At 31.7% G+C, this 19,860-nt stretch carries 17 protein-coding genes; 3 read left to right on the forward strand and 14 right to left on the reverse strand.

From position 1 onward, the window contains the following. The first annotated feature begins 7 nt into the window (after positions 1-7). Complete coding sequence (locus IEW41_RS00335) at positions 8-571, forward strand: DUF1579 domain-containing protein (RefSeq protein WP_188604350.1); 564 nt, start codon at positions 8-10, stop codon at positions 569-571. Positions 572-620: 49 nt separating this feature from the next. On the opposite strand, the gene IEW41_RS00340 is transcribed toward IEW41_RS00335, so the two are convergent. Then, positions 621-1,247, reverse strand: coding sequence for a MarC family NAAT transporter (locus IEW41_RS00340; RefSeq protein ID WP_188604351.1), 627 nt, complete (start codon positions 1,245-1,247; stop codon positions 621-623). Positions 1,248-1,350: 103 nt separating this feature from the next. Next, on the reverse strand, positions 1,351-1,797 hold the full coding sequence (locus IEW41_RS00345) for a DinB family protein (protein WP_188604352.1): 447 nt from the start codon (positions 1,795-1,797) through the stop codon (positions 1,351-1,353). 54 nt (positions 1,798-1,851) lie between these two features. Here IEW41_RS00345 and IEW41_RS00350 point away from each other — a divergent pair, with 54 nt between their 5' ends. Then, a complete protein-coding gene (locus tag IEW41_RS00350) occupies positions 1,852-3,045 on the forward strand; it encodes a multidrug effflux MFS transporter (protein ID WP_229660133.1) in 1,194 nt (397 codons plus the stop codon). Positions 3,046-3,094: 49 nt separating this feature from the next. Here the strand turns inward: IEW41_RS00350 and ahr are convergent, their stop codons facing one another. The 4 genes from ahr to IEW41_RS00370 all read right to left on the reverse strand — a co-directional run bounded on the left by ahr (position 3,095) and on the right by IEW41_RS00370 (position 7,570). Further along, entirely contained in the window at positions 3,095-4,102 is a 1,008-nt protein-coding gene (gene ahr, locus IEW41_RS00355) for an NADPH-dependent aldehyde reductase Ahr (protein WP_188604353.1), read from the reverse strand. 344 nt (positions 4,103-4,446) lie between these two features. Beyond that, positions 4,447-5,208 carry an NYN domain-containing protein gene (locus tag IEW41_RS00360; protein WP_188604354.1) on the reverse strand — a complete coding sequence of 254 codons (762 nt, stop codon included), beginning with the start codon at positions 5,206-5,208 and terminating at the stop codon, positions 4,447-4,449. A gap of 343 nt (positions 5,209-5,551) precedes the next feature. After that, positions 5,552-6,577 carry a fibrobacter succinogenes major paralogous domain-containing protein gene (locus IEW41_RS00365; protein WP_188604355.1) on the reverse strand — a complete coding sequence of 342 codons (1,026 nt, stop codon included), beginning with the start codon at positions 6,575-6,577 and terminating at the stop codon, positions 5,552-5,554. A gap of 153 nt (positions 6,578-6,730) precedes the next feature. Then, positions 6,731-7,570, reverse strand: a complete 840-nt coding sequence (locus tag IEW41_RS00370) for a T9SS type A sorting domain-containing protein (RefSeq protein WP_188604356.1) — start codon at positions 7,568-7,570, stop codon at positions 6,731-6,733. Between the two features lie 651 nt (positions 7,571-8,221). Between IEW41_RS00370 and IEW41_RS00375 the strand changes: the two genes are divergently transcribed. Beyond that, positions 8,222-8,506: a helix-turn-helix domain-containing protein gene (locus IEW41_RS00375; protein ID WP_188604357.1), complete on the forward strand. Its 285-nt coding sequence runs from the start codon at positions 8,222-8,224 to the stop codon at positions 8,504-8,506. A 120-nt stretch (positions 8,507-8,626) separates the two neighbouring features. Here the strand turns inward: IEW41_RS00375 and IEW41_RS00380 are convergent, their stop codons facing one another. The 8 genes from IEW41_RS00380 to IEW41_RS00415 all read right to left on the reverse strand — a co-directional run bounded on the left by IEW41_RS00380 (position 8,627) and on the right by IEW41_RS00415 (position 19,852). Beyond that, a complete protein-coding gene (locus tag IEW41_RS00380; protein ID WP_188604358.1) occupies positions 8,627-9,268 on the reverse strand; it encodes a DUF6266 family protein in 642 nt (213 codons plus the stop codon). Positions 9,269-9,814: 546 nt separating this feature from the next. Continuing rightward, positions 9,815-10,735, reverse strand: a complete 921-nt coding sequence (locus IEW41_RS00385; protein WP_188604359.1) for a phospholipase D family protein — start codon at positions 10,733-10,735, stop codon at positions 9,815-9,817. 460 nt (positions 10,736-11,195) lie between these two features. Then, on the reverse strand, positions 11,196-12,035 hold the full coding sequence (locus IEW41_RS00390) for a GIY-YIG nuclease family protein (protein ID WP_188604360.1): 840 nt from the start codon (positions 12,033-12,035) through the stop codon (positions 11,196-11,198). Further along, positions 12,035-13,051, reverse strand: a complete 1,017-nt coding sequence (locus IEW41_RS00395; protein ID WP_188604361.1) for an HNH endonuclease — start codon at positions 13,049-13,051, stop codon at positions 12,035-12,037. Before IEW41_RS00395 ends, IEW41_RS00390 begins: the two co-directional genes overlap by 1 nt. Further along, positions 13,038-15,239 carry an AAA family ATPase gene (locus IEW41_RS00400; RefSeq protein ID WP_188604362.1) on the reverse strand — a complete coding sequence of 734 codons (2,202 nt, stop codon included), beginning with the start codon at positions 15,237-15,239 and terminating at the stop codon, positions 13,038-13,040. The genes IEW41_RS00395 and IEW41_RS00400 overlap by 14 nt, the downstream gene beginning before the upstream one ends. 1 nt (position 15,240) lies before the next feature. Further along, a complete protein-coding gene (locus IEW41_RS00405; protein WP_188604363.1) occupies positions 15,241-16,989 on the reverse strand; it encodes a hypothetical protein in 1,749 nt (582 codons plus the stop codon). 9 nt (positions 16,990-16,998) lie between these two features. Continuing rightward, positions 16,999-18,243: a restriction endonuclease subunit S gene (locus IEW41_RS00410; RefSeq protein WP_188604364.1), complete on the reverse strand. Its 1,245-nt coding sequence runs from the start codon at positions 18,241-18,243 to the stop codon at positions 16,999-17,001. Further along, a complete protein-coding gene (locus IEW41_RS00415; RefSeq protein WP_188604365.1) occupies positions 18,236-19,852 on the reverse strand; it encodes an HsdM family class I SAM-dependent methyltransferase in 1,617 nt (538 codons plus the stop codon). Before IEW41_RS00415 ends, IEW41_RS00410 begins: the two co-directional genes overlap by 8 nt. Between the last annotated feature and the right edge of the window lie 8 nt (positions 19,853-19,860).

The raw sequence follows: 19,860 nt of genomic DNA on the forward strand, positions 1-19,860 counted from the left end.
AACAATCATGAAAAAACTATTCTTATTAGCATTTTGTTTAGTGATATGCCACACATCTTATTCACAAACTGAGGAAGAAATGAAAGCTTGGGAAGCTTATATGACACCTACTGAAATGCACAAATGGCTAGCAACTTTAGATGGTGAATGGGATGCCGATATTACCATGTGGATGGATCCTAGTCAACCACCAATTAAATCGAAAGGAACTACGACAATGAAAATGATTATGGATGGTCGTTATCAACATTCTGATCATACAGGTGAATTTGCTGGAATGCCTTTTTATGGCCAAAGTCTTGTTGCTTTCGATAATGCTAAGAAAAAATTTATTTCAACTTGGATAGACACTATGGGAACAGGTGTTATGATTTTAGAAGGCACCTTTGACAGTAAAACAAAAACCATGAATTTAAGTGGCACTATGGTAGATCCAATTTCTGGAGCAGATTTAAATGTTAAAGAGGTCGTTACTTACACCTCTGAAGATTCTCATAAATTTGAAATGTTTATTGTTATGGGAGATACAGAAATGAAATCGATGGAAATTATTTATAATAGAAAAAAATAAATAGTATAAAATAAATAGTATAAAATAAATTATAACGCTTTGTTTGTAATTATATCTGAGACAATATGTTAACAACAGAGCTTATAATATATTCCACTCCTATAGCTATTACTACAAAACCTATAATTCTCGATAATGCGTTTATCCCAGATGCACCTAACGATTTAACTATTAAATGAGAACTTTTTAAAATGATGTAAATAGTAAAAGTTACTATAATCATAGCACTTACAATAGTTATTATTTGAGTAGATTGTTGATACTCTTGATTATAGGCAATAAGTAAAGATATTGTTCCTGGACCTGCAAGCATAGGAATTGCTAATGGTGTTAATGATATGGCATCACGTGAGTGAATATCATCTTGTACACCTTTTCGTTTCATGCCTTTATGCTCTCCAAATTTACCTGTTAGTAAAGCAAATCCTGAAGATGCTATAATAAGTCCTCCAGCAATTTTAAGCGCATTGAGACTAATCCCAAAAAAGGATAGTATATACTTACCAACAAAAAAAGATAATAACAAAATTGCCAATACATCTATTGCTGTCCAAAAGGCAGTTATAGCGCGTTCTTTTTTAGTATGCTCTTGTGTTAATCCAACAAAAACAGGCACAGTTCCTAGCGGATTCATAATTGAGAATAATGCTCCAAAACTGATTAAAAATAGTTCCATAGTTTTTTTTTGCAAATTCACTGCTTTTATTTGATTTTTTAGTTACCAAATACTTAAACTAATGTTACTAAGCTGTAAAATTACAATGTGAACTAAAAGCTTTTTAGCTATCTAATAAACGTCTATGATAGTTAATTTGTCCTAAGTGGTACCCTAAATGCATAGATAAATGCACCAAAAAGTATTCGACAGTCATGGTGTCTTCAAACACACGACGAGAATATTCCTTTTGCAAATCCTCTTCTGTAAGAGTATGTAATACCTGATCAATAACTAAGATAACATCGTCAATTTGTTGAATTAATTCTGTTCTAGGTACATTTTTTAAAGAGAATTCTAAATCTCTTTGTCTTATATAGTTTGTTTTTCCAATTTCAGCTCCAATAAAGTGATTTAGGTTTCCAACTAAATGCAAACATAAGTTTCCACCAGAGTTTAAAACATCTTTATCTACAATCCACAAATTACTTTCGTTTGAATATAATTTTATCTCTTCTTTGAGTTTGTTTAAATCTCTTTTAAACAATTTATTTAACGTTTGCGTAAGCATAATTCAATATTTTAATACTATAAAAATAGAAAATAATTAGCTTACTTTTGCCGCATGAAAAATCCTCAGTCGTATAAACTCGAATTCGTTGCTCTAATGGCTGCGTTAATGTCTATAGTTGCTTTATCTATAGATGCATTATTACCAGCATTACCACAAATTGGCGACTCGTTGGGTGTGATTGACACCAATAAAAATCAGTTATTAATTACTATGATTTTTTTGGGCTTAGGTTTCGGACAGCTCCTTTTCGGACCTTTATCAGATAGCTTTGGACGTAAGCCTATGGTCTATTTTGGATTTGGATTGTTTATAATAGCCAGTATTATCTGTGTGAGTACCAAAAACTTTGAACTTATGATATTTGGACGCATACTTCAAGGTATAGGATTATCTGCTCCAAGAACCATTAGTATTGCTATGGTAAGAGATTCTTTTAGTGGTGATTATATGGCTAAAATATTATCTATTGTTGTTATGGTATTTATTTTAGTTCCAGTAATTGCACCAACATTAGGTCAGTTTTTACTCAATTTTTACGATTGGAAATCTATTTTCTATGTCAACCTTATTTTTGGTGTTGGTGTGATGATTTGGTTTTGGTTGCGACAACCAGAAACATTAGATACTGAAAAACGCATACAATTTACGCCTCGTATTTTTATAACAGGAACTAAAGAGTTTTTAAAGTATAAAGATGCTGTTGCCTATACTCTAGTTTCTGGTTTTATTACAGGTTCGTTTATGGTGTATTTAAGTACATCGCAACAAATATTTGAACAACAATATAATCTAGGAGATAAGTTCCCTTATATATTTGCGAGTTTAGCCATAGCTGTAGGATTGGCAACGTTTTTAAATAGCCGATTTGTAGTCCGTTTTGGTATGTGGCGAATAGCGTTCATTTCTACTATTGCATACGTTGTAGTATCGCTTTTATATGTGGCTTTGTATTGGTCAGGAAAAAATCCAAGTATTGAAATATTAATAGCCTTTTTTGCTGTTCAGTTTTTTTCAATAGGCTTTTTATTTGGTAATTTAAGATCGTTAGCTATGCAACCTCTTGGTCATATTGCAGGTATTGGGGCAGCAATTAATGGGTTTGTATCTACAGTAATGGCTGTGCCTATTGCTAATTATATTGGAAGTTTTGTAAAAACATCTGTGTTACCTTTATTTATAGGTTTTTCAATATTTGGTTTTATCTCGTTACTTATCTTTTTACGATTAAAAGTATCTAGAACATAAACAAAAAAAGCCACTCTTTTAAGTGGCTTTTAATTATCATTAGTATAATTTAAGCTTTTAGCACTACTCTAAAACGTGCTTTTCCTTCCTCTAAATGCTGAATGGCTTTATTAACATCTTCCATTTTAAATTCTTCAACAGTTGGGTATATATTATGTCGCACACAAAACTCTAACATTTTACGTGTTAAGGCCACACTTCCTAATGGGCTTCCTCCAACACTTTTCTCTCCTCCTATTAAACTAAACGCAGGAATTTCCATTGGTTGCAACACTGCGCCTACTGTATGTAGCTTTCCTTGAGGTGCTAATGTACTTAAATAAGAATCCCAGTCTAACTTAACATTTGTAGTATTCAATATAAAATTTAAGCTTCCTGCGATGCTTTCTAAATCTTTAGGGTTTGTAGAATCGACTACATGATGAGCTCCCATTTTTAATAAAGCTTCCTTTTTATTTGGGCTCGATGTAAATGCTGTAACCTCACAACCCCAAGCTTTTAAAAACTTTAAAGCCATATGTCCTAATCCGCCTAAACCAATAACACCCACTTTATCTGTTGGCTGAACTCCAGACAGTACTATTGGATTAAAAACTGTGATACCACCACAAAATAAAGGCCCAGCTTTAGCCATATCAATTCCTTTTGGTAATAGTGTTACCCAAGACCAATGCCCTCTTACTGTATCGGCAAAACCACCATGACGACCTATAATAGTGCTTTCTGAACTGCCACACAAATGTTGTTTACCGTCCATACATTGGTTGCAATGCATACAGGAACCAGAAAACCATCCCATACCTACTTTATCGCCTTTTTTAAGCCCTTTTACTTCGCTTCCTAAAGCTATCACTTCACCTACTATTTCGTGTCCTGGTACTAGTGGATAACTGCTTTGCCCCCAATCGTTATTTATCATACTCATATCTGAATGGCAAAGACCGCAATAGTGTACTTTTATATCTACCTGATCATTTTTTAATTCTGGTAATTCGTATTGAAATTTTTCTAATTCTGCTCCTGCACTAGGTGCAGCGTAAGCGTTAACTGTTTTCATATACTTTATTTTTAATTGTTTTGATGTGTTTTTTCTTTTCAACCTATTCTCGATACACTTCTCCTAAAGTCGAAGCACTCGAACTGACGTATTATTACTATTCTTGTTACTCATCTTTTGTCACTTCGAGTAAAGCGAGGAACAAACCACTCTTTCGAGAAGTAAAAACTCAACTCCTCGTCACTTCGAGTGATGCTGAAGAATGAAGCATTGTATCGAGAAGCTATTTTCTCTTTAACTTGTTCTCGATACACTTCTCCTAATGTCGAAGCACTCGAACTGACGTAAATATTATTATTCAAACTCACTTCGCTTAATGACGAAGCACTCGAACTGACGTGTTATTATCGTTTTCTGCCTTTTGATTTTTTCTCTTTCGTTTTTACATAGATCAACTTCATACGTCCTTTAGTGTCCTCTCGTCGTTCTATTTCAAAGTCTGGTATAGAGTTTATTAAAGGCGTTAGCTTTTGAAAGCCATAGTTTCTGGAATCGAAATTGGGTTGTTTCTTTTGTAATAAACTACCAACATCACCCAAAAAGGCCCAACCATCATCATCGGCAACATCATCAATGGTAGTGGCAATCAATTTAATGTCTTTTTCAGTTATTTTATCGTAGTTGTTTTTAGAAGACGCCTTTTTATCTGTAGATTCTGAAGTACTTTCTTCGACTAAGTTTTTAAGAATCTCTATATAAATAAACTTATCGCAAGCCACAATAAACGGACTTGGTGTTTTCTTTTCGCCAATACCATACACTTTCATACCAGCTTCACGCAGTCGTGTTGCCAAACGTGTAAAGTCGCTATCACTAGACACTAAACAAAAGCCATCTACTTTTTCAGAATATAAGATATCCATTGCATCGATAATCATGGCTGAATCGGTGGCGTTTTTACCTGTTGTATAGCCATATTGTTGTATGGGTGTAATGGCATTTTCTAGCAACATGTTTTTCCATTTAGACAGATGAGGCTTGGTCCAATCGCCATAAATACGTTTTATAGTTGGATTGCCATATTTAGCAATTTCCTCCATCATTTCTTTTACATAGGCAGAAGGTATGTTGTCGCCATCAATAAGTACTGCTAATTTTATATCCATTTAATTGTCATCATTTTTTGTTATTGTTCTAAAGGTAATAGCTTTAAAGCAAAAAACCACTCTAAATGGAGTGGTTTTATTACTTTGTGCTTTATTAGCTATTTGCGTGCTGCCTTTTTTGCTATTTTATCTGCTTTCTTTTCTTTAGCCGTTTTTGCTGGCTCTTTTTTTACATTTTTCTTAGCGTCTTGCGATTTAGCCATCTTGTTTACTGTTTATAGGTTATTATCTGTGGTTCATTAATCGATACTAACATACTAAATTATGTATTTGTTACGACTCTAAAATGTATTTTTCCTTTTCTAAATGCATACTGGTTTTATAAACAGTAATCGTGTGATGCTTAATCTTTAACCAATCGTACTGATTTGCCAGAACCATAATACTCTGGTGTGTATATAATTTCTACCTTGTTATTGTTTCTCTGTATATCTATAAAAATGGTTGGTGCATATTTATCTTTATAATTGGCATTTGGCTCTTTAATCCATATCTGACAGGCGGTTTTAAAGTTTCCAAAATACCCCATATTTGTAATACGACCCGACCCTACAGCACTAAAGCCTGTGCTGTTATTGGTCATTGAGTTGTCTGACCAATTGTCTTTTGCTTTCAAATGACCTGCGGCATAATACTGGCCACCTACAGCATCTATAAGGGTTTGTGCTTCTTTCACCGAAGGTATGTGCCAGCCTACAGGTGCCAACCCTCTTGGGTCGATGACGGCATAGTAATTATAGAGCACATCAAAAGTAGCTCGATTGCTGGCATCAAAATTAATATCGCAGTAGGCTGGGATGCCTTGCTCGTCTAACGCTCTCCATTCATATAAAGTTGTAGCCTGCGTTATGGGGTCACCATTTCTAAAAGTAGTCGTACTTAAGTTTTTAGCACTCCATACCTGCGACCCAATAGTCACGGTCTGTGACACTGGTTTCACCACATTTTTTGCTGCTCTATCAAATACAAAAGTGACTATATCGCCATTATTATCGACATCCATATATAACTTATAGCCAATAAAATCTTCTATACGGTAGGCAAAGGTCATTTGATCATCGTAAATGTAAAAGGTCATGTGTGTTTTAGTAATGCTATACTTGTGCTGCTCGGCTTCAGTTTCGTTATCGGAAGGCACAAAGCTATAGGTCATACCATTGGTTAAAAAAACACGTACTAGTCCTCGCATATCTTCAGGTACGTTATACATCTGTCCGTCTTGTTCTAATCGTCTTAACGACCATCTATAGTCGGTAAGCATTTGTTTGGTTTCGGCAAAGCTCAAGCTTTGTGCCATAATGTCGGTGAAGCTACCAAGGCAAACTGTAAGCAGGATAAGCACCCATTGTTTGGTCGTTTTTTTAAACATAGCTATAGGGGTTTTAATTTGTTTTTTGTTACCGAATAAATGTATATATAAATGAGTTGTTTAAAAATACCTACTTGTGCGTATATTTTGTGTACAAAAAAACCGTCACTCCAATAGAGCAACGACTTTCCTAGCACATTTTATTTGTAGCGCTTAATTTTTTATCAATTTAAAGCTTTGACCACTGTCTAACTTTACCATATACAAACCAACGTTAAGTTTATTTATAGATATGGCTTCATCTTGTTGTAGTGTTCCTTTTTGAACCACTTTTCCTAATACATCAAATATGGTATAGCTGGTAGTTCCTCTTAAGTTTTTAATTTTAACATAAGTAGTAGCAGGGTTTGGATACAATTTTACTGGACCATTGTTTGCATTAACTGTACCTACTGATAAGGTTGGTGCTGCCCATTGAAAAGCATCTAATGCCATATAATCTAAATTGCCAGTACTAGATATAACCAATTGGTTAATTGCTGTATCTGAATAATTGGCTGCGCCTTCTGTTGCAAAGTCAATTAGTGTAAAGCCATTGTTAGGTGATAACGTAGCTACATTAGAGAATCCTGCGCTTTTGGTAATGGTAAATACCGTTGCTGGTCCTACCTTACCTTCAATTGTTAGCGTGCCCGAATGGTTTGCTAAAGCAGTTGTAGAGCAAAACAGATAAAGTTGTCTTACTGCAAAGGTAGAGGCATCTGATGAGTTAATAGTAAAAGACGAACCATCATTATTAGCGCCAATACCAGAACTATTGTCTAAAAACTTGTTATCTGGTGCTGTACCATTCCAACCTGCACCTGCAAGATCGTAAATATCGTAGGTTTCTCCAGGACCATTAGTCACTGTGAAGGTTTTACCACCTTCAGAAAAGGTAGAGGTTCCTGTAGCTTCGGTTTCAAACACTTCGGTGCCCTGTGCTTGTGTGTTTATGGCTGTAGCCATGCATGCCATTACAAAAATGGTCTTAATCGTGTACTTTTGTTTCATAAGTAGGTGTTTTTAAAGTTTGTTGTTAGGGGGACATTGCCTTTTACAGCAATAGTTAATCAAATAAAATATAAATATTTTGTATTACAACGTTTATTTTAATGTTTTCGACGAACGTTTGTAAGATTTTTATCTTTAGTACTAATCTGCGCTATGTTACCTACAAAAAAAGGCCACAACATTGGTTGTAGCCTTTAGACAAAATGATAAAATTTACTTGCTATTATTTACGTGCTGCCTTTTTAGCTATTTTATCTGCTTTCTTTTCTTTAGCCGTTTTTGCTGGCTCTTTTTTTACATTTTTTTTAGCATCTTGCGATTTTGCCATGATTTTTATGTTTTAAGTTATACGTTTTTTGTGTTGTTACTCGGCTTTTTAAAGCTGTAATTACCAATATTTAAATATAGTGAAAGTATTGTTAGTATATAATATTTTTTATGATGAAGATGTATTATAATATCATAATGGTTGTATTGCTAATTATACCATTTTTGAAACCATAAAAGTTAAGGTTAATATAGCAGTAAGACTACCTTAAATGCTTATAATCAATAAGTTATTAACAATACATGTTTGTAATTTTTAAAAACACTTTGCAATTAAAAAAGCTAAACTTTTATTTTTGAACTATTAACTGAAATACTTTATATATGAAACCCTCTAAAGTAAAAGTCCCCAACACGCTTACACCTATTAATGAATCCAATACTTTACGCATTGATGCTGCAATGGCAAAAGATGAAGTTTGGCTAACTACTGAAGATGTGATGAAGCATCTAAACATGAGCAGAAGCAGTGTTTACCGATTACGCGTTAGTAATAAGTTACCTGCTTACCGATTAGGACGCACCATTATGTATCCTAAAAGTTTTATTAATACCTTTTTGTTGTCAAATGCTGTAAACAATCTTAATGGTTCTTCTACTACCAAATAGTGTTTACACACCATATAATTCTCCCTTTAAACTTTAAAAAAGCAAAATTGCCAGTTACACACCCTCCAGACCGAACGTGATATAACCAGCAATTTATAAAGTTACTTAGTGATGTAAATATTAAGTAACCGTTAGCACACCAAGGTAGTTGCTAATAGCGGCAGTATTGCCCGTTTGAGTAACAAACGTAGCCCATACTTGCACGTCTAAACCAGCTAAAAAAGCAGGCAATGTTACTTGTGCACTTACATCCTCACGAGCCGAAATATACTCATAAGCCTGAAACACGTTAAGGTCTGGTGCATAAAACACCACCACAAACTGATCTAATGGGTTAGCATTACCTTGCCCACTGTTATCTGCCCAAGTAAAATTTACAACCTGATTGGCAGCAGTAGTCACTGCAGGGTTTTCTAAACCTCTTAAATCGCCTCGACTAATAAGCACCTTTGGGTAATCCATTTCAAAGCCATCAACAACTTCAATAAGCGCTTCCTTAAGATGATAAGATGTTGCTAAATTGTAAGCCGACTTATCGCCTTGTTGCTTACCAAAAAATCGGTTTAGTATGTCCTTTATAGGACTTAAAAAAGTAACCACTTCTTTAAAACGCTCACGTTGTAGAAGTTGGTTTTCGGTTGGTACATAGCTACCACGCTGTGGTAAACTACGCATGACATTTTTGCCTCTCCATCTAGCGCCAACAACATTGCCGACTTTACCAGAGAAACCGCCTAAAATGCCTTTTTCAAAAGTAGCCATAATATATGGTTTTTGGGGTTAATATGCTGCCAATGTAAACGCTATGTGTTTAATATACAAACACTTGACACGTCATGACCTGTTATGATTGTTTGTGACCGTTTATGACTTATTATGACACGTTATGACACCTAATGACCTATATTGACCTTTAATGACTGGTTATGACCGTTTATGACCTGTTTTGGCAGTGTTTTAGGGGTTTTATATGGGTAATGTTCGAGGATGCTTCGACATTAGGCTTAAAAAACAGGGCTTTTTGGGAGAATTCTCGAAGGATAGTAATTGGTCGTCAGTTCGAGTGCTTCTACTTTAAGTGAAGTAATAATACATACTGATTTTTACGTCAGTTCGAGTGCTTCGACTTTAGGCGAAGTGTATCGAGAACAAGTAAAAAAGATAAAAGCTTCTCGATACAATTTGCTCATTATTCGCAAATCACTCGAAGTGACGGTTTATAATAAAATACACCAAAGCCATTGCCTTGAAGGATACAGTCCAACAGGAATTACACTTTGGTGCTTATAGCCTAAACTATTTGTGAATTTATTTACCACTTAGTTTTCTGTATTTTTTTATAACAGCCTCTAACATCTCTTTATAATTATTATGTATCATTTCGTCAGAATTTATATTATCCCAATCAAATTTTCCATTTCTATAAATCAATAAATCTTGTTTATAATAATTCCAATAATATTTAAACCAATCAAACTCAAATTCATTATAAGTATCCATCCACTTATCATAAACATTTTTGAGTTCACTTTGATTCATATTAAATCTAATAGAAACACGATTATCCTCAAAAACAACATCAACTTTATCATAAAAATTTTCGCATATAGAATACCATAAGTTTTCTTTAATTTCTATTGGCTTAAACTTTTTATTTAAATAATACGTGTTTACTTCGTTACAAAAATCAATCTCTAATTCTTCGTTAGATTTTATTACGTCAATATTGAAATTATTTGCTTTACTTGTTTCACTAACTTTTTCTAAATGAGCCCCATTAATTATCTCTCTTATCTCATTTATAGCATCAGTAAAAACACTTTCATCATCATTAGATAATCCGAAACCATCAAACTCAATTTCTTCATGCTCATATTTATTTAATAATATTCCCATTTCTCTATTGTTTTTTTGAGAGTACTCATACAAGTTCATTGAACCAATAATAAGTAAATTACCATTGTAATAAGATTTGCAATGTATATTAGGATGATGAAGCAAATTAATATTATCTAAAGCTAATAGCTTAGACTTTTCGTCATTTGATAACTTATCTTCTCTGTAAACTAAAACTATTTGAACACCTCTTTTGTTTGCCTTCCATAACGCGTTTAAAACATTTTTAGAAGTTTGTATATAAGGAACAATAATTATAAGTTCTTTTTCAGCTTCTTTAATTAATTTTGGTATCCAATAATTGAAACCTTCAGTATTTAAAAACAATGCCATTAAGTATGGGTTTAAAGTTTTACAATTTTAAAGTTTTCATTTAAAACAAATTAAAAAAATGTATTAGTTTTTTAAGAAATATTTGTGTAATAAATGGAACTTAACAATCTTAATTTAGTTCACTTTCTTTAATTAAAAGACGTGAGTTAGGTATAACTATTTTTTTAATTTATTAACAATCAATTAATTATGAGTTATTTCAGGTTGAACGCAATCTAAACCCAATTGAAATTCTAGTTTTTAAAGACCTTTCAGCGGCTCTAAAGGTAAACCAAGCCAAAAAAGTCAAGTCGATTTGATGACGTTACTGCGTACCTCTCGCATTAGTTGTTTAATACTACTCCTCTCTTTTTAATAATTATACTCCAATCCTTGATTTTGATTGCTAAGTCTACTCTACCGCTCGTTACGTCTACAAATCGTCGGTTTTTCCGACTTTGTCGGAATGGCAAGTGGGTTGTTATTTTCGTTTTATCTCATCTAGAGTTTTACCATCTTTATCTTTCCATTCAACCCAGCCATTTGAACTATTCCCTTTAATTATGTCACTTGCTGCACTTGGAGTTGGAAAAATATAATCATGCAAAAAAACAAGCCTATCAGATTTACTGGCTATAATATTAAACTCTATTAGTTTTTGCCTAAAAGCTTTTTGAGTAGCTCTAAAAGAACCTGCTGTCTCTTTTCTTGCTTCAGAACCCTTTAAAATAACAAAGCCTTCGTCATTATATATGCCTTTTGCAACTAAGCCTTTAAATTTAATATAAAACTCATCAATATTAAGCTTAGTTGATTTTATGCCCTCTTCAAATATTGGAAAGCCTAAAGTTGCCAATAAAATTTTAATAGTTTCAAAATTATCCAACAAATCATATTTTCTACTTTCAGGTATTGAGGGTTCTTTTGAACTATTACTATTTTCTATAAGATAGCGGCCAATTTCTGCAGCCTTTTTTAAGCAATAATGCTCTAAAAACTTACCTTCCGTTTTTGTGTATTCGTTTGTTTTTGTTATAACTACTACACAGTGTGTCCAAAAATCTTTTAATCTATGGTGTTCCTTTATTCTATCAAAGCACTCTTCTCCTTCTCCTATATAAACTAATGGAGCTTCATTTTCCTTTAAACCAAACAAAAAATAGACACCAGTAAAATGTACTAATTCTCTTTTTGCGACTTCTTGCATTTTATTTCTTGGGAACAAAATAGCCTTGACTAATCTATTTGTGATTTCTGCTTCACGAATACTGGTTGGTGAACCGTCGGGAAGGAATATTTGAATGGTTTGTGGTCTACTCATTATTTAATTAGTTTTAACTGCTTAGCAACATCTTGAGTCATTTTTGCTAATGGTCGTTTTAAAGAATCTTTTTGATTGGGATAATTTCTCAATAAAAAATGATAATATTCTTGTTTACTTTTAAATAACCCTTTTATTTTTAAATGACTTTTAGACAATTCTTTAGTATAAACTATTGCAAACTTTAAAAGATCTTCAGCTACATCATTATGTCTGTTATAAACACCATTTATATGGTACAGTTCGTTATGAGTGTTAACTAAACCTAAAGGGTCTTTATGTATATTTGTGAATTCGATTTCAAGGTTCTGCTTATACAGATTATTTAATGTCAGAATTGAAGGATCAGGTATATATTTTAATTTAAATTTTGCTAGATCAGCCAAATTCATAACATAAGGATGATAATGTTTATCTAAATTAAGATGTTTAGAACTTTTAGTACTATTACAATTTGCACATGATGGAATTAAATTATAAAGTGAAAGTGATAAGTAAGGATATTCACTTTTAGGAAAAAAATGATCAAACTGAAATTTAGCAATCTGTTTACCAAATTGCTTATTAGTTAAAATTGTATTTTGAGCATTACAATAAGGACATGTTTTAATATTTAATTGGTTAGCTAACCATATTCCTCTATCAACATTCGATCTAAAGCGTTCTGTATAGCCGAAAATATACATTAATTCATTTCCAAAGGCTGTCGTCACATCATTATGAAATATCTCTTCACCCCAATTATTTGTAGCAAAATGATCGATAAAACTTTTAAGTTTTTTTGGTTTGCCTTTTATAATTTTGGAGAAATTATTGTGTAAATAATTCAATATCTCTATTTGAATAGCATTAGCATGAATAAACCCTCTGGAATTACCAGTAGTAATAAAATTAGAAAGTAAATTTTCTGGTCTTTTGTTTTTTCTAAACTTACTTAAAAAATCATCCTCTAAATCAGAAATTTTTTTATAAGTGGATTTAGAATCAATTGGATAAATCCTATTAACTTTTATCATTAGTACCTTTTTTTATTCTTTCTAATTCAGACTTTAGCCAATTTTCATATTCATCCATATCATATATGGTATTCACATCAACTTCATAATAATCATTATACATATCTAATAATCTATCTCTAATAAGTTTGTCATCTAATAGATTAATAAAATCTAACTCCTCAGTGTTTTCGTCATTTCTAACTGTTAATTTTAAATCTTGATTACCATTATATTTTCCAATTAACATTTCTATTTTTCTCTTAACAAATTCACCAACAAAGCCGTTTTCAAGAAAAAAACTTGAACCAAGTAATTCGTGAATATTAGCACCAAAAGTTTTTTCTTGTGTACTTTCATTAGCTAAACCTGTTGTTAAACGAAGTATATTATTATGAGTAATGTCAGAAAGAATAAATGGTGAATGTGTAGAAAATAAAATATTAATACCTTTAATATTTTTTATATTGAGATTACTAATTCCAGTCAAAATCTCGAATAAAAATCTCCTTTGAAATTCAGGATGATAATACAATTCTATTTCATCAAATACTAAATTGACAAAGTTGTATTTGATCTTCTCATTTCCAGAATAAAAAACTGAATTTAAATTAATTATATGATAAAATATAGACTGTAGTGAATGTATAAAATGTTGCTCGCCTGAACTTAGGTCATTAAAGCTTGAAATTGAGTTTGCGCAGTTATCATTTCTTATATATAAGTTGGGCCTAAAACAAGCCGCTGGTATTAGCTCTATTATATCAAATCTTGAATTTTCATTTTTAATTTGTTTTATTCTATTAATAAAGCTGCTTATATCTAAACTGAAAAAGTGTTTTTTAATCTTATTAGGTATCTTTTGATAATCATCAGCCTCTTCTTTCCATAAATTGTCATTAACCTCTCCAAGTGTATTGAATCTAATAGTGTTTAATACTTGCCTTAATTTAAGTGTTATGTGACTTCTATCATTCTTTAAATCTACTAAACGCCTAAATATTTGCCTAAAGTCAGGAACCCATTCACCTTCAACCTTTATAGTTTCAGCCTTATACTCATCGTAATTAGAATATATTTTCAATATTTTACGATAGACATATTTTACCAACAAATCTGAATGTTTGACACTTTTTAAATCTATTCTTTCAATCCGAGTTTTACTTGTTGTATAAATCGCGTCATATACTTTTGTGATAAACTCAGAATCTTCTAAATCAAATTTTTTCTTAATGTTTGTAATCACGCTCTCAAGACCCAAAACTCCGTAAGTATTGAACATTGAATAATCAAGGGTAAATAATAACGAATCAACTGTTTTACCATTTACAACTTGTTTTATACTAAATGTATCATCTACAAGATTTGATAATAATCTAGACTGTGCTAAATGAAGTTCTGAATTAACATCAATATTTCCATCCTGTCTAAATGGATTTATAACCAATGGTGTCTGATAACCATCATTTTTATGAAATAGATCATTTAACCAAGAATTATTATATCTCGCATTTAATCCATATAAGGAATAATTAATCGAAATAGTATAGAAGAAGAATTCATCAAAAACATAATTAAATCTATCATCTTTTGATTCATCATATTTAAATGAACCATATTCATTGAAATTATCATCTTCAAAATCTTTACTCAACGATCTATGATATATTTCTTGCTGACTATTATGCCATATTGAAAAATATTTCCCGTCAATTTCGTAATAGATCTCGACCATTAAATCTGAATATACATCTTGTATATCGTTAATTTTTCCAAATAATTTGTTATGATCTATCTTACTATTGTTAATGAGTTTTATCCATTTAGTATGATCAGTTATTATTCCTTTTTTTAATGCGATAATGTAGCAAACACCATAAAGCAATTCTAATAAAGTACTTTTACCCGATCCGTTTTTACCAACTAATGCAGATACTTGAATATCGATTTTATGTCCATTAGATAAAGTAACTCCATATATATCATCTACAGTCTCTTTTACTTTAAGTATAGAATAAACATCATTATCAATTAGCTTACCATCTAAGTTTATAATTGTTAGGTTTTCTTTATTTAGGGCTTTACCATCTTTATCTAAAAACTCATAGTTCTGATAAAATTTATAGATTACACCTTTCTGCAGATTCTTACAGAAACGATCGTTACAATTCAAAAAAGGTCTTACTGCTAATAATTTGAACCCAGCCATACTATTTATTTTTATTAAACCCTAACCACTTAAACTTTCTAACATCTTTAGAAATTTTTTTATGATGAGGTATATGTTTGTTAATAATAATACTTAATGGTGTTGCTGCTTCATGTGTTGTTTTAATTTTTGTAAAATCAGTAGCAGAAAAATGCATTTGAAATAAGTTAAACAGACATTGATCTCTATCAATAATTGATTGTTCAATATCCTGAAATTCAGAGATATTTAATATTGAAAGCGGCATAATTCTAATAGATTTAAACTCTTTATCAATACCCTTTGCCGATAACATTTCATCAAATTTTTTCCTAAATGCTAGATTTGAAGGACCAAGACTGATAATAGGCTCATTTAAAAGAAGTAATGGGTAAATCTTTAATTTCCCTTTTTTCCTAAATTCAGGATCCTTGATGAAGGTTTTATACTCATTAAATTTAAACAGGGTCTTTTCAACTAATTGCAAAAGACCAAAATCTTTATAAAATTGATTTACATTTATTTTATTAAAATCGGCAATTGTATTTACTGTTTTAAAACCATTAATTAATGGAAGATAGTTGCTTTTTGCTTCAATAAGTAAAACCTTATTTTTATACCTATAATAAAAGTCTGCATATTCAACATGACCCTTTCCATTAATATCAAAGGTCAGGTAGTCCTGATTTAAATAATTTACTCTTTTATTACTTGTAGAGATGTTTTTAAAAATTTCGTTTATGAAAGGTTCAAAGAATTTGTCTCCAATAAAATTACCCCAGTCTTTTCTATTGCAAATTACCTGTGGTTTTAAATAATCAAACCAAAAATCATTAATAAATAATGAATATATTTTCTCTAAAAAAAGTATCGAATCCATTATGATAAAAGTATGAATCCCATTTTTGACACCACCGTCATAAACGGGACTTTTCTTTAACTCTAGAAAATCTAAAACATTTAAATCTGTATGAGCAGGTAATGGTATACCATACCTTTTTGATAACTCAGTTAATACCTGAATAGCCTGTGTATTCTTAACTTTTATCTTTAGATACGTTACCTTTAATTTGTCATCGTTACTGCCAAAGAATTGACCAATAATATATTTGAAAAACTCCGTAATATCATCTAAACCAAAAGTGATACTTAAATAATCTTTAAAATGGTTAGAAAAGAAACTATCTGTTATCAATTTATCCATTAAATACCAGCCAATATAAAAGCGATTTAAAGGATGAGGAATAAAGTAATATTGGTTGTGAGGTAATTCTTTGAACATAAAATACTCAAAGAAACGTTTACCTAAAATTTTATGAGCATTTCCAGAGTAGGATCTATCAAAAAATAGAATTCTTTCATTACATATTAGTAAATATTTAAATAAATCAACACGCTGTTTAGGTGTATATTGTGGTGGTCTTGTTGCCACGAACCCACTAGTAGCCAATATTTCTTGATAAGCATACAAACATGTAACCCTTGTAAATAGGACTTCGTTTTCTGGCATTTCCGAATATTGGCCAATGTATGGTGCTGCTATGCCACTTTTAATAGGATTTTCTAAATCCAAAAGAATTGCACGTAGTGCGTCTATTTGGTTTTCTTTTGAGTTATCAAAGCTTGTATTGAAAATTGGCTTCAATCTAGTATTAACTGCAGCAATTGAAGCAATTAATTCACCTTTAGGAATAGATTTAATAAGATTAATAGGATTAGCAGGAACCGAAGCATTAAAAAAATCTGAATATTTAATTGGACTGCCAAACATGAAATAATTTTATTTATGACTAATATTATAAGCCTCTCCATTCTCCGCAACCATACCCAACTCTTTTTCTGCTTCACCAACAGTAACCTGCCCATTCATCAACATCGGCAACAACCAATCGCGCAATTCGGTGAGTTCATGATTTTCAAATATATTATGTCTTATTTTTTTAAAAAATCCTTCAATAAATTTCTCAAATTTATTCGCCACTTCAAGATGTGGTATAACTATTTTTGTGTCTTTTAAAAACTTAAAATGACGTGCATAACCATAATTGGATAAGTCAATTTTTAATAGTGCATGATAAAATAGGTGTTGTGGCATTCTTGGATTATTGCTTAATAAAACTTGTGTTCCATCTGCACCTCTCGCAAAATCAAAATTGATTAATTTCACTATTCTAGTGTGATCACCAAAAATAATTCTTGGCTCAATAGTATCGATTATAGATTCTTCTACATTTGTATAACCGCAAATAAACTTCATACTCTGATCAATTATTGGTATTTTCCCTTTATCTAAATATTCACTGGATGGAATTTTCTTTGTTTTATTATCTTTTGCTAAAAGGTTTTCTACAATGTCAAATTCCCATCCCTCTGGAATTTCACGGTTCAATTCCTTATTATAAACCATTCTACCGCCAGACGATTTATAAGGCTTACCATTGGCATCTGGAAAATCAAACTGTACAAACCAATAATCGTAAAGTGTTTTTGCCATTGCTTCTAACTCTTGGTTTATTTTATTATTGACTTCTATTTTGGCATCTAAATCGGAAAGGACTTTGGCTATTTTTTTTTGATACTCAATTGAAGGAATAGGTAATTCAAAGTTTTTTAATGTCTTATCATTAACCCTTTTTCTACCTGATGTTCCCTCCATACAACTTATGGCGCGATTTCTAAAAGTTGGGCTAATGGCCAAATAGTAAATAAACTTACTATCCGTTAAATCTGTTTTCCGTAATACTATAAATTCAGAAGATCCAAAAGCAACTTCGTTATCTTTTAAAACATCAACATATGCAGTTTTTCCATTCTCTAAACAAGGTGTGATTTTGGCAACTAATGTGTCTTTATTTCTAAATTTTGGTCCACTATTATATTCCGATAATTCAAATCCATTTATTTTTCTTTGAAATTCAGTTAAATATCCCATTGGAATTTTCTTTACCAAACTTCCCTTAGTTATACTTTCAGGGGGATTAAATCTAATAGCTTTACCTATTGCTATTTTCTTCCAATTAATCATACCTCAAAGTCTTTAGATTAGATACAATCTCTTTTTCTAATAGTTTACTTTTATCAAAGAGGGTTTCTAAATTATTTTCAAAATCATGCATTTTAGACTCAAACTCTTTTGCTGTAATATCAATATATTCAATCTTCACTTCAAAATATTGACCTGCGCTTAAACTATAATTTTTGGTTTTGATAGATTCATAATTAACTACAACCGAGAAATCTTCAATGGCTTCCTTATTTGTAAACGTTGAAATTATAGTATCCTCCTCTTTTGGAGATAATAGTGTTTTTTGATTTTTACCTTCTTTATTTGTTGTTCCTAAATTGGAAGCATCCATTAAAACAACATCACCTTTATTTGCGGCATCTAAAAACACTATTGATACATTGGTACCAGTAGTCGCAAAAATATTACTTGGCATACTTACCACACCAGCTAACATTTTACTATCTACTATTTTTTCACGTATTTTCTTTTCAATGCCAGACTGTGCAGTAATAAAACCAGTTGGCACGACAATAGCAGCTTTACCTGAGCCTTCTTTTAAGGAATAAATAATATGTTGTAAAAACAAGGTGTAAATTGCCATGCTTTCCTTTTTCTTTTTAGGCACATTAGGGATGCCTGCAAAAAAACGAGCCTTGTTTTCTTTTTTATTAAGCGTATCTACATCATCACTAAAGTCTAATTTAAAGGGAGGATTACTCACTATATAATCAAACTGTCGCAGTTTGCTATTTTGTTTGTGGTAAGGATCTGTCATGGTATTGCCTTGTATGACATTCTCAATACTGTGTACCAAATTATTTAGCACTAGGTTTAATCGTAACAGGTTTGACGACTTTTGAGAAATGTCTTGTGAATACACCGTACACTTATCTGGCCCAATAGCATGTGCTAAGTTCATTAACAACGTCCCTGAGCCTGCACTTGGGTCGTAAATAGTTACATTACTAGTAGGTTCTGGCACTAAAATATTAGCAATAATTTTTGATACCGCATGAGGTGTGTAATATTCGGCATATTTACCACCAGCATCACTGTTGTAATCTTTAATTAAGTATTCAAAAATAGTTGAGAAAAAGTCAAAGCCTTCTCCCATAATATTTTCAAAATTAAAGAGCGTAAGTTTGTTAAACAGGGCTTTGGCAAAGGCATCACGTTTACTACTTACATATTCGGTTAGACGTTCAAAGAGTTGTATTTTTTGGCCATCTTCGGTCTTTACAGCAAATAAGTCGTTATTGCTTACCGCAATATCAATAAGCGTATCATCAACACGTTTTGCAAAATCTGGTTCTTCCTGTCTGTTAAATAAATACCCAATTAATTGATGTGGTTTTAAAAAGGCTGTAGACTCACCCAATTGAAATTGCAAAAGTTGGTAGTCTGCATCTTTCATTTTGGCGATGTCAGCTTCCCAATTGTCGCTTGTTGCTAATTCTGGTTTTAGTTTTTTAACTTCGTAAGCAAACTTATCGTTCAAAAACTTATATAAAAATACTTGGCTTATAATTTTAAATTCGTTGCCATCATTCCCTAAACCATAACTGGCACAAACGGCTTTAAGCTCGTCTATTAAGGTTTTGGTTTGTGTTACAAAAGTGTCATTCATAGTTTTTT

The sequence above is a fragment of the Aquaticitalea lipolytica genome (assembly GCF_014641635.1).
GTDB lineage: Bacteria > Bacteroidota > Bacteroidia > Flavobacteriales > Flavobacteriaceae > Aquaticitalea > Aquaticitalea lipolytica.

Excerpts from the sequence above, each read along its gene's own strand:
- IEW41_RS00370 (WP_188604356.1), bottom strand. The coding sequence starts at position 7,570 with ATGAAACAAAAGTACACGATTAAGACCATTTTTGTAATGGCATGCATG.
- IEW41_RS00405 (WP_188604363.1), bottom strand. The coding sequence starts at position 16,989 with ATGTTTGGCAGTCCAATTAAATATTCAGATTTTTTTAATGCTTCGGTT.
- IEW41_RS00410 (WP_188604364.1), bottom strand. The coding sequence starts at position 18,243 with ATGATTAATTGGAAGAAAATAGCAATAGGTAAAGCTATTAGATTTAAT.
- IEW41_RS00345 (WP_188604352.1), bottom strand. The coding sequence starts at position 1,797 with ATGCTTACGCAAACGTTAAATAAATTGTTTAAAAGAGATTTAAACAAA.
- IEW41_RS00380 (WP_188604358.1), bottom strand. The coding sequence starts at position 9,268 with ATGGCTACTTTTGAAAAAGGCATTTTAGGCGGTTTCTCTGGTAAAGTC.
- IEW41_RS00360 (WP_188604354.1), bottom strand. The coding sequence starts at position 5,208 with ATGGATATAAAATTAGCAGTACTTATTGATGGCGACAACATACCTTCT.
- IEW41_RS00365 (WP_188604355.1), bottom strand. The coding sequence starts at position 6,577 with ATGTTTAAAAAAACGACCAAACAATGGGTGCTTATCCTGCTTACAGTT.
- IEW41_RS00415 (WP_188604365.1), bottom strand. The coding sequence starts at position 19,852 with ATGAATGACACTTTTGTAACACAAACCAAAACCTTAATAGACGAGCTT.
- IEW41_RS00390 (WP_188604360.1), bottom strand. The coding sequence starts at position 12,035 with ATGAGTAGACCACAAACCATTCAAATATTCCTTCCCGACGGTTCACCA.
- IEW41_RS00395 (WP_188604361.1), bottom strand. The coding sequence starts at position 13,051 with ATGATAAAAGTTAATAGGATTTATCCAATTGATTCTAAATCCACTTAT.
- IEW41_RS00375 (WP_188604357.1), top strand. The coding sequence starts at position 8,222 with ATGAAACCCTCTAAAGTAAAAGTCCCCAACACGCTTACACCTATTAAT.
- IEW41_RS00350 (WP_229660133.1), top strand. The coding sequence starts at position 1,852 with ATGAAAAATCCTCAGTCGTATAAACTCGAATTCGTTGCTCTAATGGCT.
- ahr (WP_188604353.1), bottom strand. The coding sequence starts at position 4,102 with ATGAAAACAGTTAACGCTTACGCTGCACCTAGTGCAGGAGCAGAATTA.
- IEW41_RS00340 (WP_188604351.1), bottom strand. The coding sequence starts at position 1,247 with ATGGAACTATTTTTAATCAGTTTTGGAGCATTATTCTCAATTATGAAT.
- IEW41_RS00385 (WP_188604359.1), bottom strand. The coding sequence starts at position 10,735 with ATGGCATTGTTTTTAAATACTGAAGGTTTCAATTATTGGATACCAAAA.
- IEW41_RS00335 (WP_188604350.1), top strand. The coding sequence starts at position 8 with ATGAAAAAACTATTCTTATTAGCATTTTGTTTAGTGATATGCCACACA.
- IEW41_RS00400 (WP_188604362.1), bottom strand. The coding sequence starts at position 15,239 with ATGGCTGGGTTCAAATTATTAGCAGTAAGACCTTTTTTGAATTGTAAC.